We start from the raw sequence: 16,225 nt of genomic DNA on the forward strand, positions 1-16,225 counted from the left end.
TAGTCTTAGTTATTTTTGTGAACCTATATTTAAGCGATTCTTCGTAATAAATCCATTCTGGATAAAGGTCAGCGCCCATCCATAACCAGTTGATTAACATTAATAAAAAAATATTAGCTGAGATTTATCGTCTACAAATAACCATATACATTAAATTAATTTAGCTAGCAAAGCTAACTCCTTCCTCTAATATAATTCTAAACTAAATTGTTCTTGAATATAAAACAATCATAAGATATTCACCGGATCAACATCCCGAGAGAATACACACATTTCAGAGCTTTTATTTCCCAATACTGTTGCCCCTGCTCATAACCACGTCATACTATAGCGAATTATGCGACATGTACTTTTATCTACATGTTTCCCCCGCCGAACGAATTGCAAAGTTACTTACTCAACTTGAAAAAGACTTTCTTGCCTTGCACATATATAAGACGAGAGAATACCCTGGAAGCTATTACCATCGTACATGTGGAGTTAATTCTGATACATCCGTTTAGGGAGGGAAATGGACGCTTATCGCGTTTACTCGCAGATGTGATGGCGGTACAAGCTGGTTTCCAGCCGTTAGACTATGAAAGTTGGACTCAACACCTCGAACAATACATTGCAGCAATTCACGCAGAGTTAAACCTTAACTATGAACCCATGAAATATTGGGTTAATGAAGCCTTGAAAGCGAACTAAATCGCCAGTTTCAAATACCCAAACTTCTCACGCTTTGCTTTCTGTTCTGCGCGACTAAATCAGGACACTTTTCTTAAGAAGTTTTGTTGCACAGAACAAACAGATACCTGAATAAATCTCAGAAAAAAGTTCGTCCGAAATTTTTACATCTCTGTCTAAATATTGCGAGTCGCATGCCCCTGCAATGGTTTTAACTCGTCACAATACCTTGACTGGGGAGGGTAATGATTAAGCTTGTACTACCATTTTTGGTTAGTGCCACACTGGAGCATTAGGTATTTATTTTTTCCACTCGTTCTCTCATACATCAAGAAAGAGAAAAGTAACACTCTTGACATTCACTTTTTTATATCCAAATAACATTGAAACAGCGATTTTTCTATCTAAAAGAGGGGATTTCAGAACGAAAACCTCCGTTTTCCCAAAACCAATTCCCATTATTATTTGTTCAGGGGCGCTTCTAATGGATGAACCTAAATGTTCATATAACCACTGCTCTGTCATCACTTGTTCTAGCCCAAAGGAAACATCCACTTCGCATATCATCAGGAATAACCGTTATCGTGATTTCTCTTAACTTTTTCGACAGGTTATCAAAAGATAAAAAACATGCTATTTTTTCATATCTAATGTGACAACATCGTCCCCTAAGTTCCATTAAAATTTTGTTTTATAAAGAATTAATCCATCTTTATAAAGTTCATCATAGGTATCCCCTAAACGTTACACTAACGCTTCAATATTCACACTCATTTATAATGATTTGCTTTCCAGCGCGTTTCTAAGCTATCCAACAGCTCAAAAGTAATCTCTTGTGCGAAATCTTTCATCACTGGATGGAAACTAACGATCATGACTATATCCATTCCTAAATATGTCATAACATTTAGTTTGAAAACTTCTGTTTTACCTATGGGAATACCCAAAATGACGTTTTCAGGGGCTTGCCTTATTGGGTTACCAATATGTTCATATAACCAACGGTCAGTCATGGTTTGTTGTAACCCAAAAGGAATTTTATTAGGGAAAATCCATTGATTTCTAACATTATCAGGGATTAAAGTCATAGTAATCTGTGATAATTTTTTCGATGGATTATCGAAAGATAAAAATACATATTCTTTTGTCATCCTCAGACTCAAGTCATCATCTCCAGAATTTCCTTGTGGTTTAGTTTTGTAAGGGATCAGTCCATCGTTATAAAGCTCATCATAGGTATCTCCTAACCGCTGGACTAATGCTTCAATATTCACACTCATTTGTATAATCCTTTTGCTTCGTTTAGTTCATGAATTTTGTCTAGCTTTTCATCCAGTAACTTGCTGTCGTAGCCTTCATTTTCTAGACATTCTCGGTTAGCTGCCCAATTCCGTTCAACCGCTTCCCGTAAGTTTTTAGCATCTAGTTCTTTTCGTCGTAGTGGTGGGCTATCTTCATTATCAATCCAGCTATTATTTCGTCCGCCATAAGTCTCACTGCATTTCTGATGCACCTCTTTTGGAATTGCAATTGAAGCTACCTGATTAATCATTTTATCTAACTGAGTTTTAGTTAACGCTGGGTATTTATCTTTTAAATACAACTTAACAGCAGCTTGAGACGGAAGATGATCGATTTCATACAATCCACTACGCGGACGCCCTTTAAAATTATCGTAATAATCCACCTCCAAATCATCCACCGGATTTTTTTGGAAAAAAACATAAATAGCCGGTACTTCACCTAGCGGATCAACAATGATGTAATCATTAAAATCATATTCTTCTAACGGGATTGATTCAACCCAACCCTTTGATTGTTCTGGTAACGGGCTCGGGGTTAATTCTGGCTTTTGGATTTCGGGTATTGGGTTCGGTAAACTCCAAACTTTTTGCGGCTCTGGAAGTAGCGTAGGAGGCAGATAATTTCCAACACCACCGCCATCATGAATAACCGAGCCTCGCTGCCCGTTATTGAGGCTAAACTTCACCGATTGAAAGGCTAAATCCGGATTGTTAGCTACATCCTGGGCAGTATAATCGTTATATTCCGCCGTATTATTCTGAGTATTCCAAATAAATTGACCTTTAAAATCAGGATCAGAAAAGGTCACTGAGCCATCCTCATGACGCTCAGCAAAACGGACACGAACGCGGTCTAACCCGCTACTTCCATCCACAGCATATCCGACAATTTTCGGGTTTCCACTTTTTTCATCCTCAATCACACGAAAACGAACGCGTGTGGTGACACGCCCTTTTTCTTCCGCAATTTCGCTGAGAAATGCTTCCGACGTGTAATCATACGTGGACACGGTAGATGCTGACCGAGAAAAACCGCCCACAATCACTCGTTTCTCAAATGGGCGGCCTATCACAATCCGGTCAAGTGTCGCATCCCCCACTTTAGGGGAATAAAACATTCCCATTAATGCTACGGTGAGCATATTAGGAGGTACAATCACCTTAGATAATACCTCTAACGTATCTTTAGTCGATGGGGCTGACACCGGTTTTGGTATCACAATTGTAGATGAAGGAACTAGAATAGATTGTGCTGGCGCTAACGATAGTACTCTGGGCTCCATGAAAAAACGTAACTTTGGTACAGTCACATAAACAGTCGTGGTTGATGTTCCTGTATTTGTTCGACCAACGGCACTTCCAATGTATCTGCCTTCTGACATAATGGAACCCTAAATCCTCAGTGATATTTTTTTATAAAGCTATAGTGTATATAGCATCAGTGGTAACCTTTTATCTCACCACCCAGTACTATAAAGCCACCATAGGAATCATTCATTTTCAGATTAACCTATTGTTTATATAGAAAGTCTAATTTTTGGCTATTTTTAAATGCTTAAATAAAATTAACAAAGTATTGATAACATAAATTTGCACAAGTGAGAGTTTAATCACAAAAAAAAGCATTTCACAGCATTAAATGAATTTATTAGATAATACGATTTAGCCCAATTGCAAACTCATAAGCTGCTGACAGTTCACGCAATACATTACCTGCTTGAACCTTAGCGCTTCGTCCATCAATTTCACGCACAAGCTCTATCACATTTTTTCGGGTTACTTCATGAGCCATAAGCTCACCTAAAACACGAACAACATCGGCTTCAAGCATACGACAAACTTCTATTTACCCTTTATTCTTTCTTTAGCCAAAAATCGTTTTACCGTCTTTGCCTTTACGATCTTCGATACGATCAACTAAATAAAGCTCAACAAGTTCTTTTACTGTTAACTGCGTTTTTTTGGCTGTTGCTGTTCCTATTTTTATGCTGTTTTTCTTCTTTTAGCTCAGTGACAGAGCATCCTCCTAATTGATGTAACTGTTTCAACTCTAGTAGTTGAATTCTCACCTCACCCAGCGAGATTTGAGGAAAATTACTGGCTTTTAGCGGTACAAGTTTATGTGTAACTGAGCTACTATAATGGTAGAAAAATATCTTAATGTCTGTTGCACCACAAAATACAGGTAAACCTGTATTTTTACCTTTATCAGCCGCATCTTTACTTTTAGGTTCCCTCTCCTAAATGGCTTCTATTGATAAGGGTTTTGCTGGATGCTTTTGACTCATAAATGTTACCTTGTTTAGCGCTGACTATAAGATAATTAAAGATTTTTAATGAAAAGTGTAGGTTGTCAGTTTTGTTATGCCCATTATACTGTATGGTTAATAACAACCCACATTTTAACCTAGACTTATATACGGGATTCTGTGAGATTTTATAAGATATTATGCGGTCTTATGAAGCAATCAATAAATATAGAATCAAGTTAATTCAACACGTTAATATAGACAACCCAATGACTGATAAGCAAAGTTTCGAATCCCACACCCCCATGATGCAGCAGTATTTAAAACTAAAAGCACAACATTCAGACATACTGCTGTTTTATCGTATGGGTGATTTTTACGAACTCTTCTTCGATGATGCAAAAAAAGCCTCTCAATTATTGGACATCTCGCTCACTAAACGCGGGCAATCTGCGGGGCAACCTATACCAATGGCTGGGGTTCCTCACCATGCCGCCGAAGGCTACTTAGCCAAATTGGTGCAAATGGGTGAGTCTGTCGCAATTTGCGAACAAATTGGCGATCCAGCAACAAGCAAAGGGCCGGTAGAGCGCCAAGTCGTACGCATTGTCACCCCCGGCACCATTACTGATGAAGCTCTTTTAAATGAGCGGCAAGACAACTTACTGGCTGCGGTTTGGCAAGACCCACAAGGTTTTGGTTATGCCACTTTAGATATTACCTCTGGGCGTTTTATTATTAGCGAAATTGCCGACGAAGAAGCACTGCAAGCTGAACTTCAGCGCACTCGCCCTGCTGAGTTACTGTACCCAGAAGACTTCGCTAGCATGTCACTTATTGAACATAATAAAGGGTTACGTCGTCGCCCATTATGGGAATATGAACTTGATACGGCAAAACAGCAGCTTGGCTTACAGTTTGGTACCAAAGACTTAGTCGGGTTTGGCGTCGAAAATGCCCACAGAGCCCTTCGTGCAGCAGGCTGTTTACTGCAATATGTGAAAGATACACAACGTACTTCGTTACCCCACATTCGCAGTATTGTGATGGAAAAACAAAATGATAATGTCATTTTGGATGCAGCAACTCGTCGAAATTTAGAGATCACACAAAACCTAGCCGGCGGTACAGAAAATACCCTTGCCGCAATTTTAGATATGTGTGTCACCCCAATGGGTAGCCGCATGTTAAAACGCTGGCTGCATACACCTTTAAGAAACATTCAAGTCTTGAATAACCGCCAGCAAGCTATTGGGGCTCTACAGGAATGTGGTTTTGAACTGCAACCTTTTTTACGTCAAATTGGGGATTTAGAACGTGTATTGGCCCGTCTTGCGTTACGTTCTGCACGGCCTCGTGACTTAACGCGCATGCGCCATGCTTTCCAACAATACCAAGATATTCATCAAATCTTGGGGCAATCCAATAGCGCCTACTTGCAAGATTTACAACAACGGATTGGCCAATTTGACGAACTACAAGCGTTACTTGAAAGAGCCATTATCGATGCTCCGCCAGTCTTAGTTCGTGATGGCGGCGTCATCGCCCCAGGGTATAACAGTGAACTCGATGAATGGCGTGCACTCGCAGATGGTGCTACAGATTACCTAGATAAACTGGAAATTCGCGAAAGGGAAAAACTGGGGATAGACACACTTAAAGTTGGTTATAACGCGGTGCACGGGTACTATATCCAAGTCAGCCGAGGTCAAAGCCACCTAACTCCAATCCACTATGTTCGTCGTCAAACCCTAAAAAATGCAGAACGCTATATTATTCCTGAATTAAAAGAATATGAAGATAAAGTACTGACATCAAAAGGGAAAGCGTTAGCAATTGAAAAAGCATTATATGATGAGCTATTTGATATGTTACTTCCTCATCTTGCTGAATTACAAACCAGTGCAGAAGCACTAGCTGAGCTAGACGTATTAGCAAACCTTGCTGAACGCGCAGATACTTTAGGCTATGCTTGCCCACAACTCACTGAAAAAGCAGGTATTCAGATTACTGAAGGCCGCCACCCAGTTGTTGAGCAAGTACTGAGTGAACCCTTTATATCTAACCCTCTATCACTGTCACCGCAGCGTCGCCTACTGATCATCACAGGGCCAAATATGGGTGGTAAAAGTACTTATATGCGCCAAACTGCATTGATCACATTGCTAGCCTATATCGGTAGCTTTGTGCCTGCGAGTAAAGCGGTTATTGGTCCAATTGACCGGATCTTTACCCGTGTTGGGGCTTCTGATGACCTTGCTTCTGGCCGCTCAACCTTCATGGTTGAAATGACTGAAACAGCGAATATTCTCCATAATGCAACTGAACATAGTTTAGTATTAATGGATGAAATAGGACGAGGGACTTCCACCTATGATGGGCTTTCACTCGCTTGGGCTTGTGCTGAAAACTTAGTGAATAAAATCAAAGCAATGACATTATTTGCTACCCACTATTTTGAGTTAACTACACTGCCAGAAAAGCTCGAAGGTGCTGTCAACATCCACCTTGATGCCATTGAACACGGTGATACTATTGCCTTTATGCATAATGTCCAAGATGGTGCCGCCAGTAAAAGTTATGGCCTAGCAGTAGCCTCTCTTGCTGGTGTCCCTAAGGATGTCATCAAGCGAGCTAAACAGAAATTGAAAGAACTTGAGGTTATCTCCAATAATGCCAATACCAGCCATGTTGATAGTGCGCAACTTAGCTTCTTAACCACAGAAGAAGCCGAGCCCTCACCCGCACTAGCGGCATTAGACAATATTGACCCGGATAAACTCACACCTCGCCAAGCCCTTGATTGGATTTATCGTTTAAAGGACATGAATATATAACATGAATGAGTATCAACAATTACTGGCGCCAATCCGCCAGTTTTTGCAATGTGAAACACCCGATGCTTGGGTGCAAAAAGCATGTTTACCTGAAAGCTTACCCATTATTTTAAAAGACCACCTATTATGCGAACTAAAAGCCGCGCAAAGTGCCATGTTTTTAATTCGCAAATATGCGGTAGATAAGCAAAGTGCTACTGTATTACTTGAATGGTTTAAACCCTATGAAGCATTCGCTTATGATCGAATTGGCGATATATATACGTTAAAAAATAAAAACCAAATTTCCAAGCAAATACTCGCGAAAAAACAATCGCCTTATAGCCAAGACTTAATTGATAAAATGGTATTGCTTATCAAAGAAGAGCTTCACCATTTTTATCAAGTTCTTGAAATTATGCACCAAAGGAATATTCCCTATGATGGGATAACCGCAGGGCGTTATGCAAAAAGCTTATTTAGCTATATTAGCCCTCATGACCCTAAAACCTTGGTTGATAAACTCATTATTGGTGCTTATATTGAAGCCCGTTCATGTGAACGCTTTGCGAAACTGGCACCTTATTTAGATGAGCAACTGGCTAACTTTTATATTTCATTATTGCGTTCTGAGGCACGTCATTACCAAGATTATTTACACTTAGCGCAATTAATTAGCAAACAGGATATCACTGAACGTATTAATTACTTTGGTATTATTGAAGCTGAACTAATTTCTACCCCTGATGATGATTTTAAGTTTCATAGTGGTGTACCAATCACTTTAACTCGTGCATATTGATATAAAAAAATCCCTATAAACTTTCATCTATAGGGATTTTGAATAACTAACCTAGTTAGTGCTCTACATGTTGAATAATGCTTCTAATGTCAGCTCTTCACCATGTAAAATATCTTTTAACCGCCTTAAACCTTCGACTTGGATCTGACGAACCCTTTCTCGAGTGAGCCCAATTTCGCGCCCAACCTCTTCCAGAGTTTCTGCTTCATAACCTAAAAGCCCAAAACGTCGTGCTAAAACCTCCCTTTGTTTTGGGTTCAATTCAAATAACCATTTAACAATATTCTCTTTTAAATCATTATCTTGAATTGTATTTTCTGGACCTGAATCATTATCATCAGACAATACCTCAAGCAAAGATTTTTCTGAATCCCCTGCAATTGGAGTGTCAACAGACGTAATACGTTCATTTAAGCGCAACATCCGGCTGACATCTTCGACAGGTTTATCTAACTGTTCAGCGATTTCTTCAGGGCTTGGCTCATGGTCCAGCTTTTGGGCTAATTCACGTGCAGTACGAAGGTAAATATTGAGTTCTTTAACGATATGAATAGGAAGGCGAATTGTACGAGTTTGGTTCATGATAGCACGTTCTATCGTTTGACGTATCCACCATGTTGCATATGTCGAAAATCGAAACCCTTTTTCAGGATCGAATTTCTCAACAGCACGGATCAACCCAAGATTCCCTTCCTCGATCAAGTCGAGTAAAGCAAGACCTCGATTATTATAACGGCGAGATATTTTTACAACTAAACGAAGATTACTTTCAATCATGCGTTGACGCGACGCAACATCACCGCGCAATGCACGCCTTGCATAAAAGACTTCTTCTTCAGCTGTAAGGAGCGGTGAGAATCCAATTTCACTGAGATAAATTTGGGTGGCATCCAGAACACGTTGGTTTGTGTTCTGGAGTAAATCCATTTCTTCATCCTGCTCTGAAACTAGATCCTCTTCTTTAAACTGACTCTCATCAAATGCATCATCTAAATTGCTTTCGTCGAGGTCATTATATAACTCGTTAACTTTCAGCGAACTTTGGCTCATCAGTGACTCCTACCCTTGATAATGCGGACAGAATGTCAAAGCATTCCGCCCAGTTTATCGCTGCGGCAAATAGCGCAACGGGTTTACTGATTTTCCCTTGTAACGAATTTCAAAGTGTAATCTAACCGAACTTGTTCCAGTACTACCCATGGTGGCTATTTTTTGACCTTCAGTGACATCCTGTTGATCACGCACAAGCAACGTATCGTTGTGTGCATAGGCACTCAAGTAGTCATCGTTATGTTTTATAATTATTAGATTTCCATATCCACGCAAAGCATTACCTGCGTAAACGACTTTTCCTGGAGCAGCAGCAAGTACAGCTTGACCACGAGAACCTGCAATATCTATCCCTTTGTTCCCGCCTTGAGCATCTGAGAAACTTTCAATCATTTTCCCATCTGCCGGCCAACGCCATTTTATTGACGAATTATTTGTACTACTAGCTGCGGTTGAAGCAGTTGTGGTCGTCGGAGCTGTTGTCGTCGTTGAAACTTGCGTTGCAGGTTTCTTATTATTAGGCAACATCTTACCTGTAGTTTGACCACCACTATTTTCAGGATACGCATTAGTTGTTCGAAGATCAACCGGTTGCTGATGACTATTTGATGAATTTGAGGCTAATTGAGTGCTCGAGTTCACATTTGTGTTACCAATATTAATAACTTGCCCTACATTTAAGCTGTATGGCTCAGGAATATTGTTTCGAGATGCTAACTCACGGAAATCATTACCCGTTATATAAGCAATGTAAAATAGCGTATCACCGCGCTGAACAGTATAACTATTACCGCTATAACTGCCTTTTGGTATATTGCCGTAGTCACGGTTATACACAATACGCCCTTCTCCATTGGTCGTAACAGGCCCTGAAGATGAAGTACGACTAACCGGTTGTGTATTGGTATTACTTGATAAATTTGGGCGTGCAGACGGCATTGCCGTACTCACCCCCGTATTTGATGACGATACGGGTGCCACTCTTTGCGTCGTTGGCTGGCGAGATTGGCTATCATTCACACTGGAAATAGGTGCTGCCGTATGATAAGGCGTGGAACAGCCTGCCAATAGTGCTCCGCTAAATGAAAAGATGACTGCCCATCGAATTCTGCTTATAGGGCTAACAATTTTCATGCTTCTTCTCCCGTGAAGAAAAATCTGACGTGACAATGCAAAATAATGTCAGTAATAGAGATACCATAAAATATTTCACTTATTAAAACAGAAATACAAAATAGTGAACAAGTTAAATATATCAAAAATATAACAATTTGAGATTATGACTCAATAGTTTGAGCCTATTATCCAATTTAAGAGGGTTAAACTATCATATTTAGAATAGTTTTACTGCTATTTGAGTTAATGAAGTATTCGCAATAGTATTTATGTAGACTAATGATACAAAATTACCCAGTGCGGTGATGGATAAATACCATTGCAAATAGATTAAAGAAGGTCACCCGCAACTAATGGAACAAAACGCACTTTCTCGATGACATTAGCATGGTAATCATTACCACGACGGGTAATGAGCTTTAAAGATTGTTCTTTATCTCCAACAGGTAAAACCATCCGCCCACCATCTTTCAATTGCTCCAGTAACATGGTTGGCACTTCAGTCGGCGCAGCTGTCACAATGATAGCATCGAAAGGGCCCTTTGATTGCCACCCTTCCCAACCATCACCATGGCGAGTTGACACATTATGTAAATCAAGCTGTTTTAAACGCCGCTTTGCGGACCATTGCAAACTTTTCACTCGTTCAACAGAGAAAACATGCTCAACTAAATGAGCAAGTACTGCCGTTTGATAGCCAGACCCTGTCCCTATTTCAAGCACCTTGTCATTCGGTGACAAAGACAGCAAGGCGGTCATTTTAGCCACTATGTATGGTTGCGAAATAGTCTGACCATAGCCTATCGGCAATGGAATATTATCGTAGGCTTTATGTGAAAGAGCTTCATCCACAAAGCGTTCTCGAGGCACGAGTGAAATTGCGTCTAATAGGCGCTCATCGTGAATTCCCTGTTGGCGTAATTGAGCCAAAAGATCTTTCATGAGCCCTGTTATCATTTTACTAGCACTCCTGATTTTTCTAGCCATTCTTCCACTAACGTGTGCGTTTTATAGGCTGTTAAGTCAACTTGCAATGGGGTTATCGAAACATAGCCATGTTGTACAGCTTCAAAATCGGTCCCCGGACCAGCATCTCGAATTTCACCAACAGGGCCTAGCCAATACAGCATATTACCTTTCGGGTCTTCTAAGCTATATACCTCAGATGCAGCATGCCGGCTTCCACAGCGAGTCACTTTGATACCTTTAATATCCTCATAAGGAATATCAGGTACGTTGATATTTAAAATATTACCCGCACGCAGAGGGCTCTTTTGCAGCAACATCAAGATATCACATGTTACCCTTGCCGCACTTTCATAATGAGTATCTCCATCTAATGACACGGCAATCGACGGTAAGCCTAAGTGACGCCCCTCAGTAGCCGCAGCGACTGTACCTGAGTAAATCACGTCATCCCCCAAGTTCGGCCCACAATTGATACCTGAGACCACAATATCAGGCCGTGGGCGCACCACTTTATTTACCCCGATATACACACAATCTGTTGGCGTGCCTTCTTGTACCGAAAGGTCACCATTACTTAACGTTTGAATTCTCAAAGGCTTATCTAATGTTAGTGCATTCGACGCACCACTGCGATTGCGGTCTGGGGCAATCACTTGAACATGATAATATTGGCGTAGCGCAGCCGCTAGGGTTTGGATACCCGGTGCATTTACGCCATCGTCATTACTCAATAAAATCTTTAGCATCGACATTATCCTTTGATGTAATTGAAGTTTATTTTTAAGGTCAAGGATATTGTCCTGCCTGTTGTCCTAAAAATTTTTAGTGACCAATAAAATGACACTGAAAAGCATCAGCATCACGTTTATGATATAACACTATTATGTGATTAGGCTAGTTTGCTATTTTATCAGCCCCTCTCATTTTTGCGTCACAATTTCGGCACAGTTATTAGTTAGTATTGGCGACTCTATCCAAATACCAGCCAGTATCTGTTTTTGTTAACGTGACTATTGCAGACCTAACGAAAAAATAAGGTCATTCAAGAACTAAATAATCTGATTAATCAGCGTGAATTGCTCAGCACCCTAGCGTCTAAAATGACGATATTGGACAGCGGGGGAAATACTATTTGAATGCGCTTCAAAAAACTTTAACGCTAAATCGTTAGAACTGATTAAATGGCGTAAATAAGGCGGGGAACTACTCTTTTTCGGAAGGAATATGGGAAATGTACACGTTCTGGAAAGAAAATGCAGCAGGCCAAAACTCATCAATATATTGATACTCAGGGCTATCCAGCCCCTAACATATCACGCGCTGCCTTTACAGTCATAAACAGTCGATTAGGCTGATTCGGCAACGATTTAAAACCATACCCTTCGTACCACTTTTTCGCTTTAGTATTTTTTGCATCAACGATGATCATCGGCACAGGCATGTCCTCAGCTGCCGCTATTATTCTTTTAACAGCATCAATAAGGACGACTCCTCCATACCCCTTATTTTGCTCAGTTAAGTCTACCGCTAAACGGGATATCAAAGCACAATAAACTTCATTTGGGTATAAAGATGCAAGCTTAGGCGGCAATTCAGTTAATGAAACTTTGGTGATGGACAAAGCGTAAAACCCAACTACTTTGTTTGGTAGAGTTGGGTCACTCAACACAAAAGTTCGAGCCACCTCTTTTTTAGCATGTTGATTTGCCGTCTGACCTAAATAATTATTTAGGTCAGACTCTCCGCAATCAAACGCAGCTCTATTATGAATGTTCTTATCAAGCTTTACTATTTCCATTACTAATTAATTCCTTATGTCTTTTAGCCGCCCTTATGAATTTCTCATTCATTTCTGTTGGCTTATCAAGTAATTCAACGAATGCTATAGCATCGCGTTGACACAACTTTAATAGCGCATTTTCAGCTATTAGTTTCTTGGCCTCATTAGCGGCGGCCATCGCTATAAAACTGCTTAACGAACTAAAACCAGATAGGGCTAACGCCGTATCTAAAAGCTCTTTATTTTCTTTAGGCATTCTTATTGTGATTCTTTCGTTTTCGATTTTTTCTTTACTTATCATTTTATTAGTTCGATTTTTCATTACCTTAGTATTCATTATTTTAACTCCAGTAGGATTAGAAATTTTTTTTCGATTAGTCGTTGTCACCTTCCTTTTCGGTCTTATTCACTTCATAGGTTAAAATTAGCACAAATAATTACCGGCGTCAAAATGACGCCATCAAAAAAGTAAGCCGATCACTTAATTAAAAAACGCGAGCCCCCCAAATAAATAACAATTAAATTTACCCTACAATACGCCCTAATCTAAATTACCAATAAAATACAAGGCGGCCATCGCTATCAGTGACGTTATACGCTTTGTCTTTTGGTTTGTGGGATTTTATTTTTATATCCGTATGAGATATCAGTACGAGCCATAAAAAAACAGGACAACTTAAGGTTGTCCTGTTTTTTATGGCTATCAATGGATACCTATGGATACCTATGGATAAAGATTACTCAATAAAATCTTTAGCATCGGCATTATCCTGCCCATTTTGATTGATAATTTCTCTTACTACACTTGTCGCAAAACTACCTGAGTTTAAGAAAAATGTTAGCTTTACTGTCGTGTTATCTAACCATTGCCATTGCAATCCCTGTGGCTTGATAATAACGGCTCTTCTCACCAAAGATGCGCGTTCACTTTTCATTAAAGCCATAAATGGCTGATAATCTTCTAAGCAATGAATTTCAAACCCTAATGCGTCATCTTGCGAACCTAACTCGCCATCACCAGGAAGAGGGGCAGTAATACTTAACTCTGTTGATAACACACGTTCTTGCAGTGTTAATAACTCATCCGAAGTTGCAACAAACCAACTCCCCCGCCCCGTTAGTTGTAATGCATCCCCTAATAGCACTTGATGTACCGTATTATTCGCAATACGTTCACTCGCGATATGGTTAAACATTGCACTGCGAGCCGCAGAAAGATAAAAACTGCGTTTATTCCGCTCACGAACATGAATCTCTTGGTTTGCCCAACGTAATGCTTGGGTCAGATTCTGCCCACCACGACCAAAGCGTTGCTCACCAAAATAATTAGGTACTCCAGATAATGCGACTTTTTCTAAGCGTTGTTCAACATCTTTCGCATCTGAAATATCACGCAAAGTGATTTCAAATTGATTTCCTTTCAAGGAACCAATACGTAATTTCCGTTTTTGCCGTGTAGTGGCAAGCACGCGGCATCCTTCAAGCTGCCATGCAGAAAAATCTGGCGTTTCCTTACCCGGCATTTGTAAACAAAACCACTGCTCAGTCACCGCATGCCTATCTTTTAAACCTGCATAGCTGACAGCTCTAGCTGAAATTTTAGCAAACTTTGCTAATTGCTCAGCAACAAACAGCGTATTACACCCTGTTTTTTCGACACGAACCATGACATGTTCGCCTTCACCATCGAGCTCAAAGCCTAAATCTTCTTTGACAATAAAATCTTCAGGAACACTTTTTAGCGTACCAGAAGACAACGGCTTACCATGCAGGTACTGAACATTCATTGCTTTCATTACTATTATCTTTGACTAAAAGAACAACCGCGGCGCAGGCAATGCCTTCTTTACGCCCCACAAACCCCAACTGCTCCGTCGTCGTGGCTTTCGCATTAACATCATCCATATGACACTCAAGGTCTTCAGCAATATTGACCCGCATTTGAGCAATATGCGGCAACATTTTAGGCGCCTGAGCCATAATGGTAATATCAATATTACCAATACGATAACCTTTAGCACGTACATGACAAAAGGCTTCCCTTAGTAACACACGGCTATCAGCCCCTTTAAATGCAGGGTCAGTATCTGGAAATAATTTACCGATATCTCCTAACGCAGCAGCACCGAGTACTGCGTCAGTTAATGCATGCAATACAACATCACCATCTGAGTGCGCGAGTAGGCCTTGCTCGTAAGGGATGCGCACGCCACCAATGATGATAGGGCCTTCACCACCAAATTTGTGTACGTCAAAACCGTGTCCGATTCTCATTTTTTTTCCTTAATTGTTCATTCTTGAAAGATAAAACTCCGCCAAGGTGAGATCTTCTGGGCGTGTCACTTTTAGATTATCTGCGCGCCCCGGAACTAATACCGGTTGATAACCGCAATATTCAAGTGCAGAGGCTTCGTCTGTGATCACTGCATTTTCTTTCAAGGCTTTACTTAGACAGTCCCGTAATAATAATAGCGGGAAAAATTGTGGTGTCAGCGCATGCCATAGAGCCTCACGTTCAACAGTATGGTCGATTAACTGGCTGGCTTTTAAACTGCGTTTCATGGTGTCACGAACAGGCGCCGCGAGTATCCCACCACAGCAGTTTTGTTCTGTTGTTAATTGAATAATTTTATTTAAATCTGACTGGTGGAGGCAAGGACGAGCAGCATCATGGACTAACACCCAACAATTTGAGAGTTCAGGTTGCGCCGCTAAAAAATTGACACCGGCAAGGACCGAATCTGCACGTTCCTTTCCACCAATAACCGCAGTAATTCGAGGGTTTGTTGAAATAGCTAGCTGCTGAAAATATTCATCTTCTGAGCTTAGTGCAATGATAATATGTTTAACATTATTATTTGCTAGCAATGCACTCAGTGTATGTTCAATGATCGTTTTGCCAGCCACCCGTAGATATTGTTTGGGGCAATCGGCATTCATGCGGCTCCCTATCCCTGCCGCAGGAATTAGCGCAACAATTTGAGGGTCATTGTTTTGTAGGGCTCGGGTTTGTGGGGTATTGTCTGGATTTATCATTATTAGATTCTTACATCAGAAATAATCAGGCTAATGGGCATACCATTTTTGCATCGTTATTATTGTGTGGATTTTTGGTTATTACTTTCTTTAACCACCCGATAAAAAGATTCCCCAGGCTTGATCATCCCAAGCTCACTACGAGCTCGTTCTTCAATCGCATCCTGCCCATCATTTAAATCATTAATTTCCGCAAATAGCTGTTCATTACGCATTTTCAAGCGCGAGTTAACAATTTCCTGAGCAGCAACATCATCTTTGACCTGTACGTAATCATGTATGCCGTTCTTACCTAACCATAAGGAATATTGTAACCATGCTAATATCGCGATTAATAGTAGCGTTAATTTACCCATCTTGCCCCCTGAAATGATTTGCTAATCATCCCATAACTCAACGAATGACGCTACTGTGATACTAAAATAGTGATAAAA

The 16,225-nt window shown here is 40.4% G+C and carries 17 protein-coding genes; 3 read left to right on the forward strand and 14 right to left on the reverse strand.

What is annotated here, in order from left to right; all coding sequences use genetic code 11:
• The first annotated feature begins 417 nt into the window (after window positions 1-417).
• Window positions 418-690 (forward strand): Fic family protein, encoded by a 273-nt coding sequence (locus P3L56_RS16225; RefSeq protein ID WP_336432166.1) that lies wholly within the window; start codon window positions 418-420, stop codon window positions 688-690.
• Window positions 691-990: 300 nt separating this feature from the next.
• Here the strand turns inward: P3L56_RS16225 and P3L56_RS16230 are convergent, their stop codons facing one another.
• The 4 genes from P3L56_RS16230 to P3L56_RS16245 all read right to left on the reverse strand — a co-directional run bounded on the left by P3L56_RS16230 (window position 991) and on the right by P3L56_RS16245 (window position 3,804).
• Window positions 991-1,236 carry a DUF6392 family protein gene (locus P3L56_RS16230; protein WP_233102469.1) on the reverse strand — a complete coding sequence of 82 codons (246 nt, stop codon included), beginning with the start codon at window positions 1,234-1,236 and terminating at the stop codon, window positions 991-993.
• A gap of 203 nt (window positions 1,237-1,439) precedes the next feature.
• The gene (locus P3L56_RS16235; RefSeq protein WP_048608139.1) at window positions 1,440-1,949 is read right to left on the reverse strand and encodes a DUF6392 family protein; all 510 of its coding nucleotides are present in this window, start codon (window positions 1,947-1,949) and stop codon (window positions 1,440-1,442) included.
• A complete protein-coding gene (locus P3L56_RS16240; protein WP_198860886.1) occupies window positions 1,946-3,355 on the reverse strand; it encodes an S-type pyocin domain-containing protein in 1,410 nt (469 codons plus the stop codon). Before P3L56_RS16240 ends, P3L56_RS16235 begins: the two co-directional genes overlap by 4 nt.
• Window positions 3,356-3,621: 266 nt before the next feature.
• Window positions 3,622-3,804 carry a hypothetical protein gene (locus P3L56_RS16245; RefSeq protein ID WP_198860887.1) on the reverse strand — a complete coding sequence of 61 codons (183 nt, stop codon included), beginning with the start codon at window positions 3,802-3,804 and terminating at the stop codon, window positions 3,622-3,624.
• A gap of 687 nt (window positions 3,805-4,491) precedes the next feature.
• Here P3L56_RS16245 and mutS point away from each other — a divergent pair.
• Window positions 4,492-7,059 (forward strand): DNA mismatch repair protein MutS, encoded by a 2,568-nt coding sequence (gene mutS, locus P3L56_RS16250; protein ID WP_198860888.1) that lies wholly within the window; start codon window positions 4,492-4,494, stop codon window positions 7,057-7,059.
• Between the two features lies 1 nt (window position 7,060).
• Window positions 7,061-7,840 (forward strand): tRNA isopentenyl-2-thiomethyl-A-37 hydroxylase MiaE, encoded by a 780-nt coding sequence (miaE, locus tag P3L56_RS16255; RefSeq protein WP_042848923.1) that lies wholly within the window; start codon window positions 7,061-7,063, stop codon window positions 7,838-7,840.
• 63 nt (window positions 7,841-7,903) lie between these two features.
• Here miaE and rpoS read toward each other — a convergent pair whose 3' ends face one another.
• The 10 genes from rpoS to ftsB form a co-directional block, all read right to left on the reverse strand.
• Window positions 7,904-8,890: an RNA polymerase sigma factor RpoS gene (rpoS, locus tag P3L56_RS16260; protein WP_129467095.1), complete on the reverse strand. Its 987-nt coding sequence runs from the start codon at window positions 8,888-8,890 to the stop codon at window positions 7,904-7,906.
• A gap of 54 nt (window positions 8,891-8,944) precedes the next feature.
• Window positions 8,945-10,024 carry a murein hydrolase activator NlpD gene (gene nlpD / locus P3L56_RS16265; RefSeq protein WP_048608194.1) on the reverse strand — a complete coding sequence of 360 codons (1,080 nt, stop codon included), beginning with the start codon at window positions 10,022-10,024 and terminating at the stop codon, window positions 8,945-8,947.
• A 312-nt stretch (window positions 10,025-10,336) separates the two neighbouring features.
• Window positions 10,337-10,963, reverse strand: a complete 627-nt coding sequence (locus P3L56_RS16270; protein ID WP_042848927.1) for a protein-L-isoaspartate(D-aspartate) O-methyltransferase — start codon at window positions 10,961-10,963, stop codon at window positions 10,337-10,339.
• The gene (surE, locus tag P3L56_RS16275) at window positions 10,960-11,721 is read right to left on the reverse strand and encodes a 5'/3'-nucleotidase SurE (RefSeq protein ID WP_042848928.1); all 762 of its coding nucleotides are present in this window, start codon (window positions 11,719-11,721) and stop codon (window positions 10,960-10,962) included. Before surE ends, P3L56_RS16270 begins: the two co-directional genes overlap by 4 nt.
• A gap of 548 nt (window positions 11,722-12,269) precedes the next feature.
• Window positions 12,270-12,773 carry a GNAT family N-acetyltransferase gene (locus P3L56_RS16280; protein ID WP_198860889.1) on the reverse strand — a complete coding sequence of 168 codons (504 nt, stop codon included), beginning with the start codon at window positions 12,771-12,773 and terminating at the stop codon, window positions 12,270-12,272.
• Entirely contained in the window at window positions 12,754-13,092 is a 339-nt protein-coding gene (locus P3L56_RS16285) for a DUF1778 domain-containing protein (RefSeq protein WP_226619145.1), read from the reverse strand. The genes P3L56_RS16280 and P3L56_RS16285 overlap by 20 nt, the downstream gene beginning before the upstream one ends.
• A gap of 400 nt (window positions 13,093-13,492) precedes the next feature.
• Window positions 13,493-14,551: a tRNA pseudouridine(13) synthase TruD gene (gene truD / locus P3L56_RS16290; protein ID WP_071548560.1), complete on the reverse strand. Its 1,059-nt coding sequence runs from the start codon at window positions 14,549-14,551 to the stop codon at window positions 13,493-13,495.
• Window positions 14,517-15,029, reverse strand: a complete 513-nt coding sequence (gene ispF / locus P3L56_RS16295) for a 2-C-methyl-D-erythritol 2,4-cyclodiphosphate synthase (protein ID WP_042848930.1) — start codon at window positions 15,027-15,029, stop codon at window positions 14,517-14,519. The genes truD and ispF overlap by 35 nt, the downstream gene beginning before the upstream one ends.
• Window positions 15,030-15,038: 9 nt before the next feature.
• Window positions 15,039-15,791 (reverse strand): 2-C-methyl-D-erythritol 4-phosphate cytidylyltransferase, encoded by a 753-nt coding sequence (gene ispD / locus P3L56_RS16300; protein ID WP_071548561.1) that lies wholly within the window; start codon window positions 15,789-15,791, stop codon window positions 15,039-15,041.
• Between the two features lie 59 nt (window positions 15,792-15,850).
• The gene (gene ftsB / locus P3L56_RS16305; protein WP_042848932.1) at window positions 15,851-16,147 is read right to left on the reverse strand and encodes a cell division protein FtsB; all 297 of its coding nucleotides are present in this window, start codon (window positions 16,145-16,147) and stop codon (window positions 15,851-15,853) included.
• Window positions 16,148-16,225 lie beyond the last annotated feature (78 nt).

It is taken from the genome of Providencia sp. PROV024 (assembly GCF_032709665.1).
Taxonomy (GTDB): domain Bacteria; phylum Pseudomonadota; class Gammaproteobacteria; order Enterobacterales; family Enterobacteriaceae; genus Providencia; species Providencia huashanensis.

Excerpts from the sequence above, each read along its gene's own strand:
- miaE (WP_042848923.1), top strand. The coding sequence starts at position 7,061 with ATGAATGAGTATCAACAATTACTGGCGCCAATCCGCCAGTTTTTGCAA.
- P3L56_RS16235 (WP_048608139.1), bottom strand. The coding sequence starts at position 1,949 with ATGAGTGTGAATATTGAAGCATTAGTCCAGCGGTTAGGAGATACCTAT.
- P3L56_RS16245 (WP_198860887.1), bottom strand. The coding sequence starts at position 3,804 with ATGCTTGAAGCCGATGTTGTTCGTGTTTTAGGTGAGCTTATGGCTCAT.
- ispD (WP_071548561.1), bottom strand. The coding sequence starts at position 15,791 with ATGATAAATCCAGACAATACCCCACAAACCCGAGCCCTACAAAACAAT.
- ftsB (WP_042848932.1), bottom strand. The coding sequence starts at position 16,147 with ATGGGTAAATTAACGCTACTATTAATCGCGATATTAGCATGGTTACAA.
- P3L56_RS16285 (WP_226619145.1), bottom strand. The coding sequence starts at position 13,092 with ATGAATACTAAGGTAATGAAAAATCGAACTAATAAAATGATAAGTAAA.
- P3L56_RS16230 (WP_233102469.1), bottom strand. The coding sequence starts at position 1,236 with ATGATATGCGAAGTGGATGTTTCCTTTGGGCTAGAACAAGTGATGACA.
- ispF (WP_042848930.1), bottom strand. The coding sequence starts at position 15,029 with ATGAGAATCGGACACGGTTTTGACGTACACAAATTTGGTGGTGAAGGC.
- P3L56_RS16280 (WP_198860889.1), bottom strand. The coding sequence starts at position 12,773 with ATGGAAATAGTAAAGCTTGATAAGAACATTCATAATAGAGCTGCGTTT.
- truD (WP_071548560.1), bottom strand. The coding sequence starts at position 14,551 with ATGAAAGCAATGAATGTTCAGTACCTGCATGGTAAGCCGTTGTCTTCT.
- P3L56_RS16270 (WP_042848927.1), bottom strand. The coding sequence starts at position 10,963 with ATGATAACAGGGCTCATGAAAGATCTTTTGGCTCAATTACGCCAACAG.
- rpoS (WP_129467095.1), bottom strand. The coding sequence starts at position 8,890 with ATGAGCCAAAGTTCGCTGAAAGTTAACGAGTTATATAATGACCTCGAC.
- nlpD (WP_048608194.1), bottom strand. The coding sequence starts at position 10,024 with ATGAAAATTGTTAGCCCTATAAGCAGAATTCGATGGGCAGTCATCTTT.
- mutS (WP_198860888.1), top strand. The coding sequence starts at position 4,492 with ATGACTGATAAGCAAAGTTTCGAATCCCACACCCCCATGATGCAGCAG.
- surE (WP_042848928.1), bottom strand. The coding sequence starts at position 11,721 with ATGCTAAAGATTTTATTGAGTAATGACGATGGCGTAAATGCACCGGGT.
- P3L56_RS16240 (WP_198860886.1), bottom strand. The coding sequence starts at position 3,355 with ATGTCAGAAGGCAGATACATTGGAAGTGCCGTTGGTCGAACAAATACA.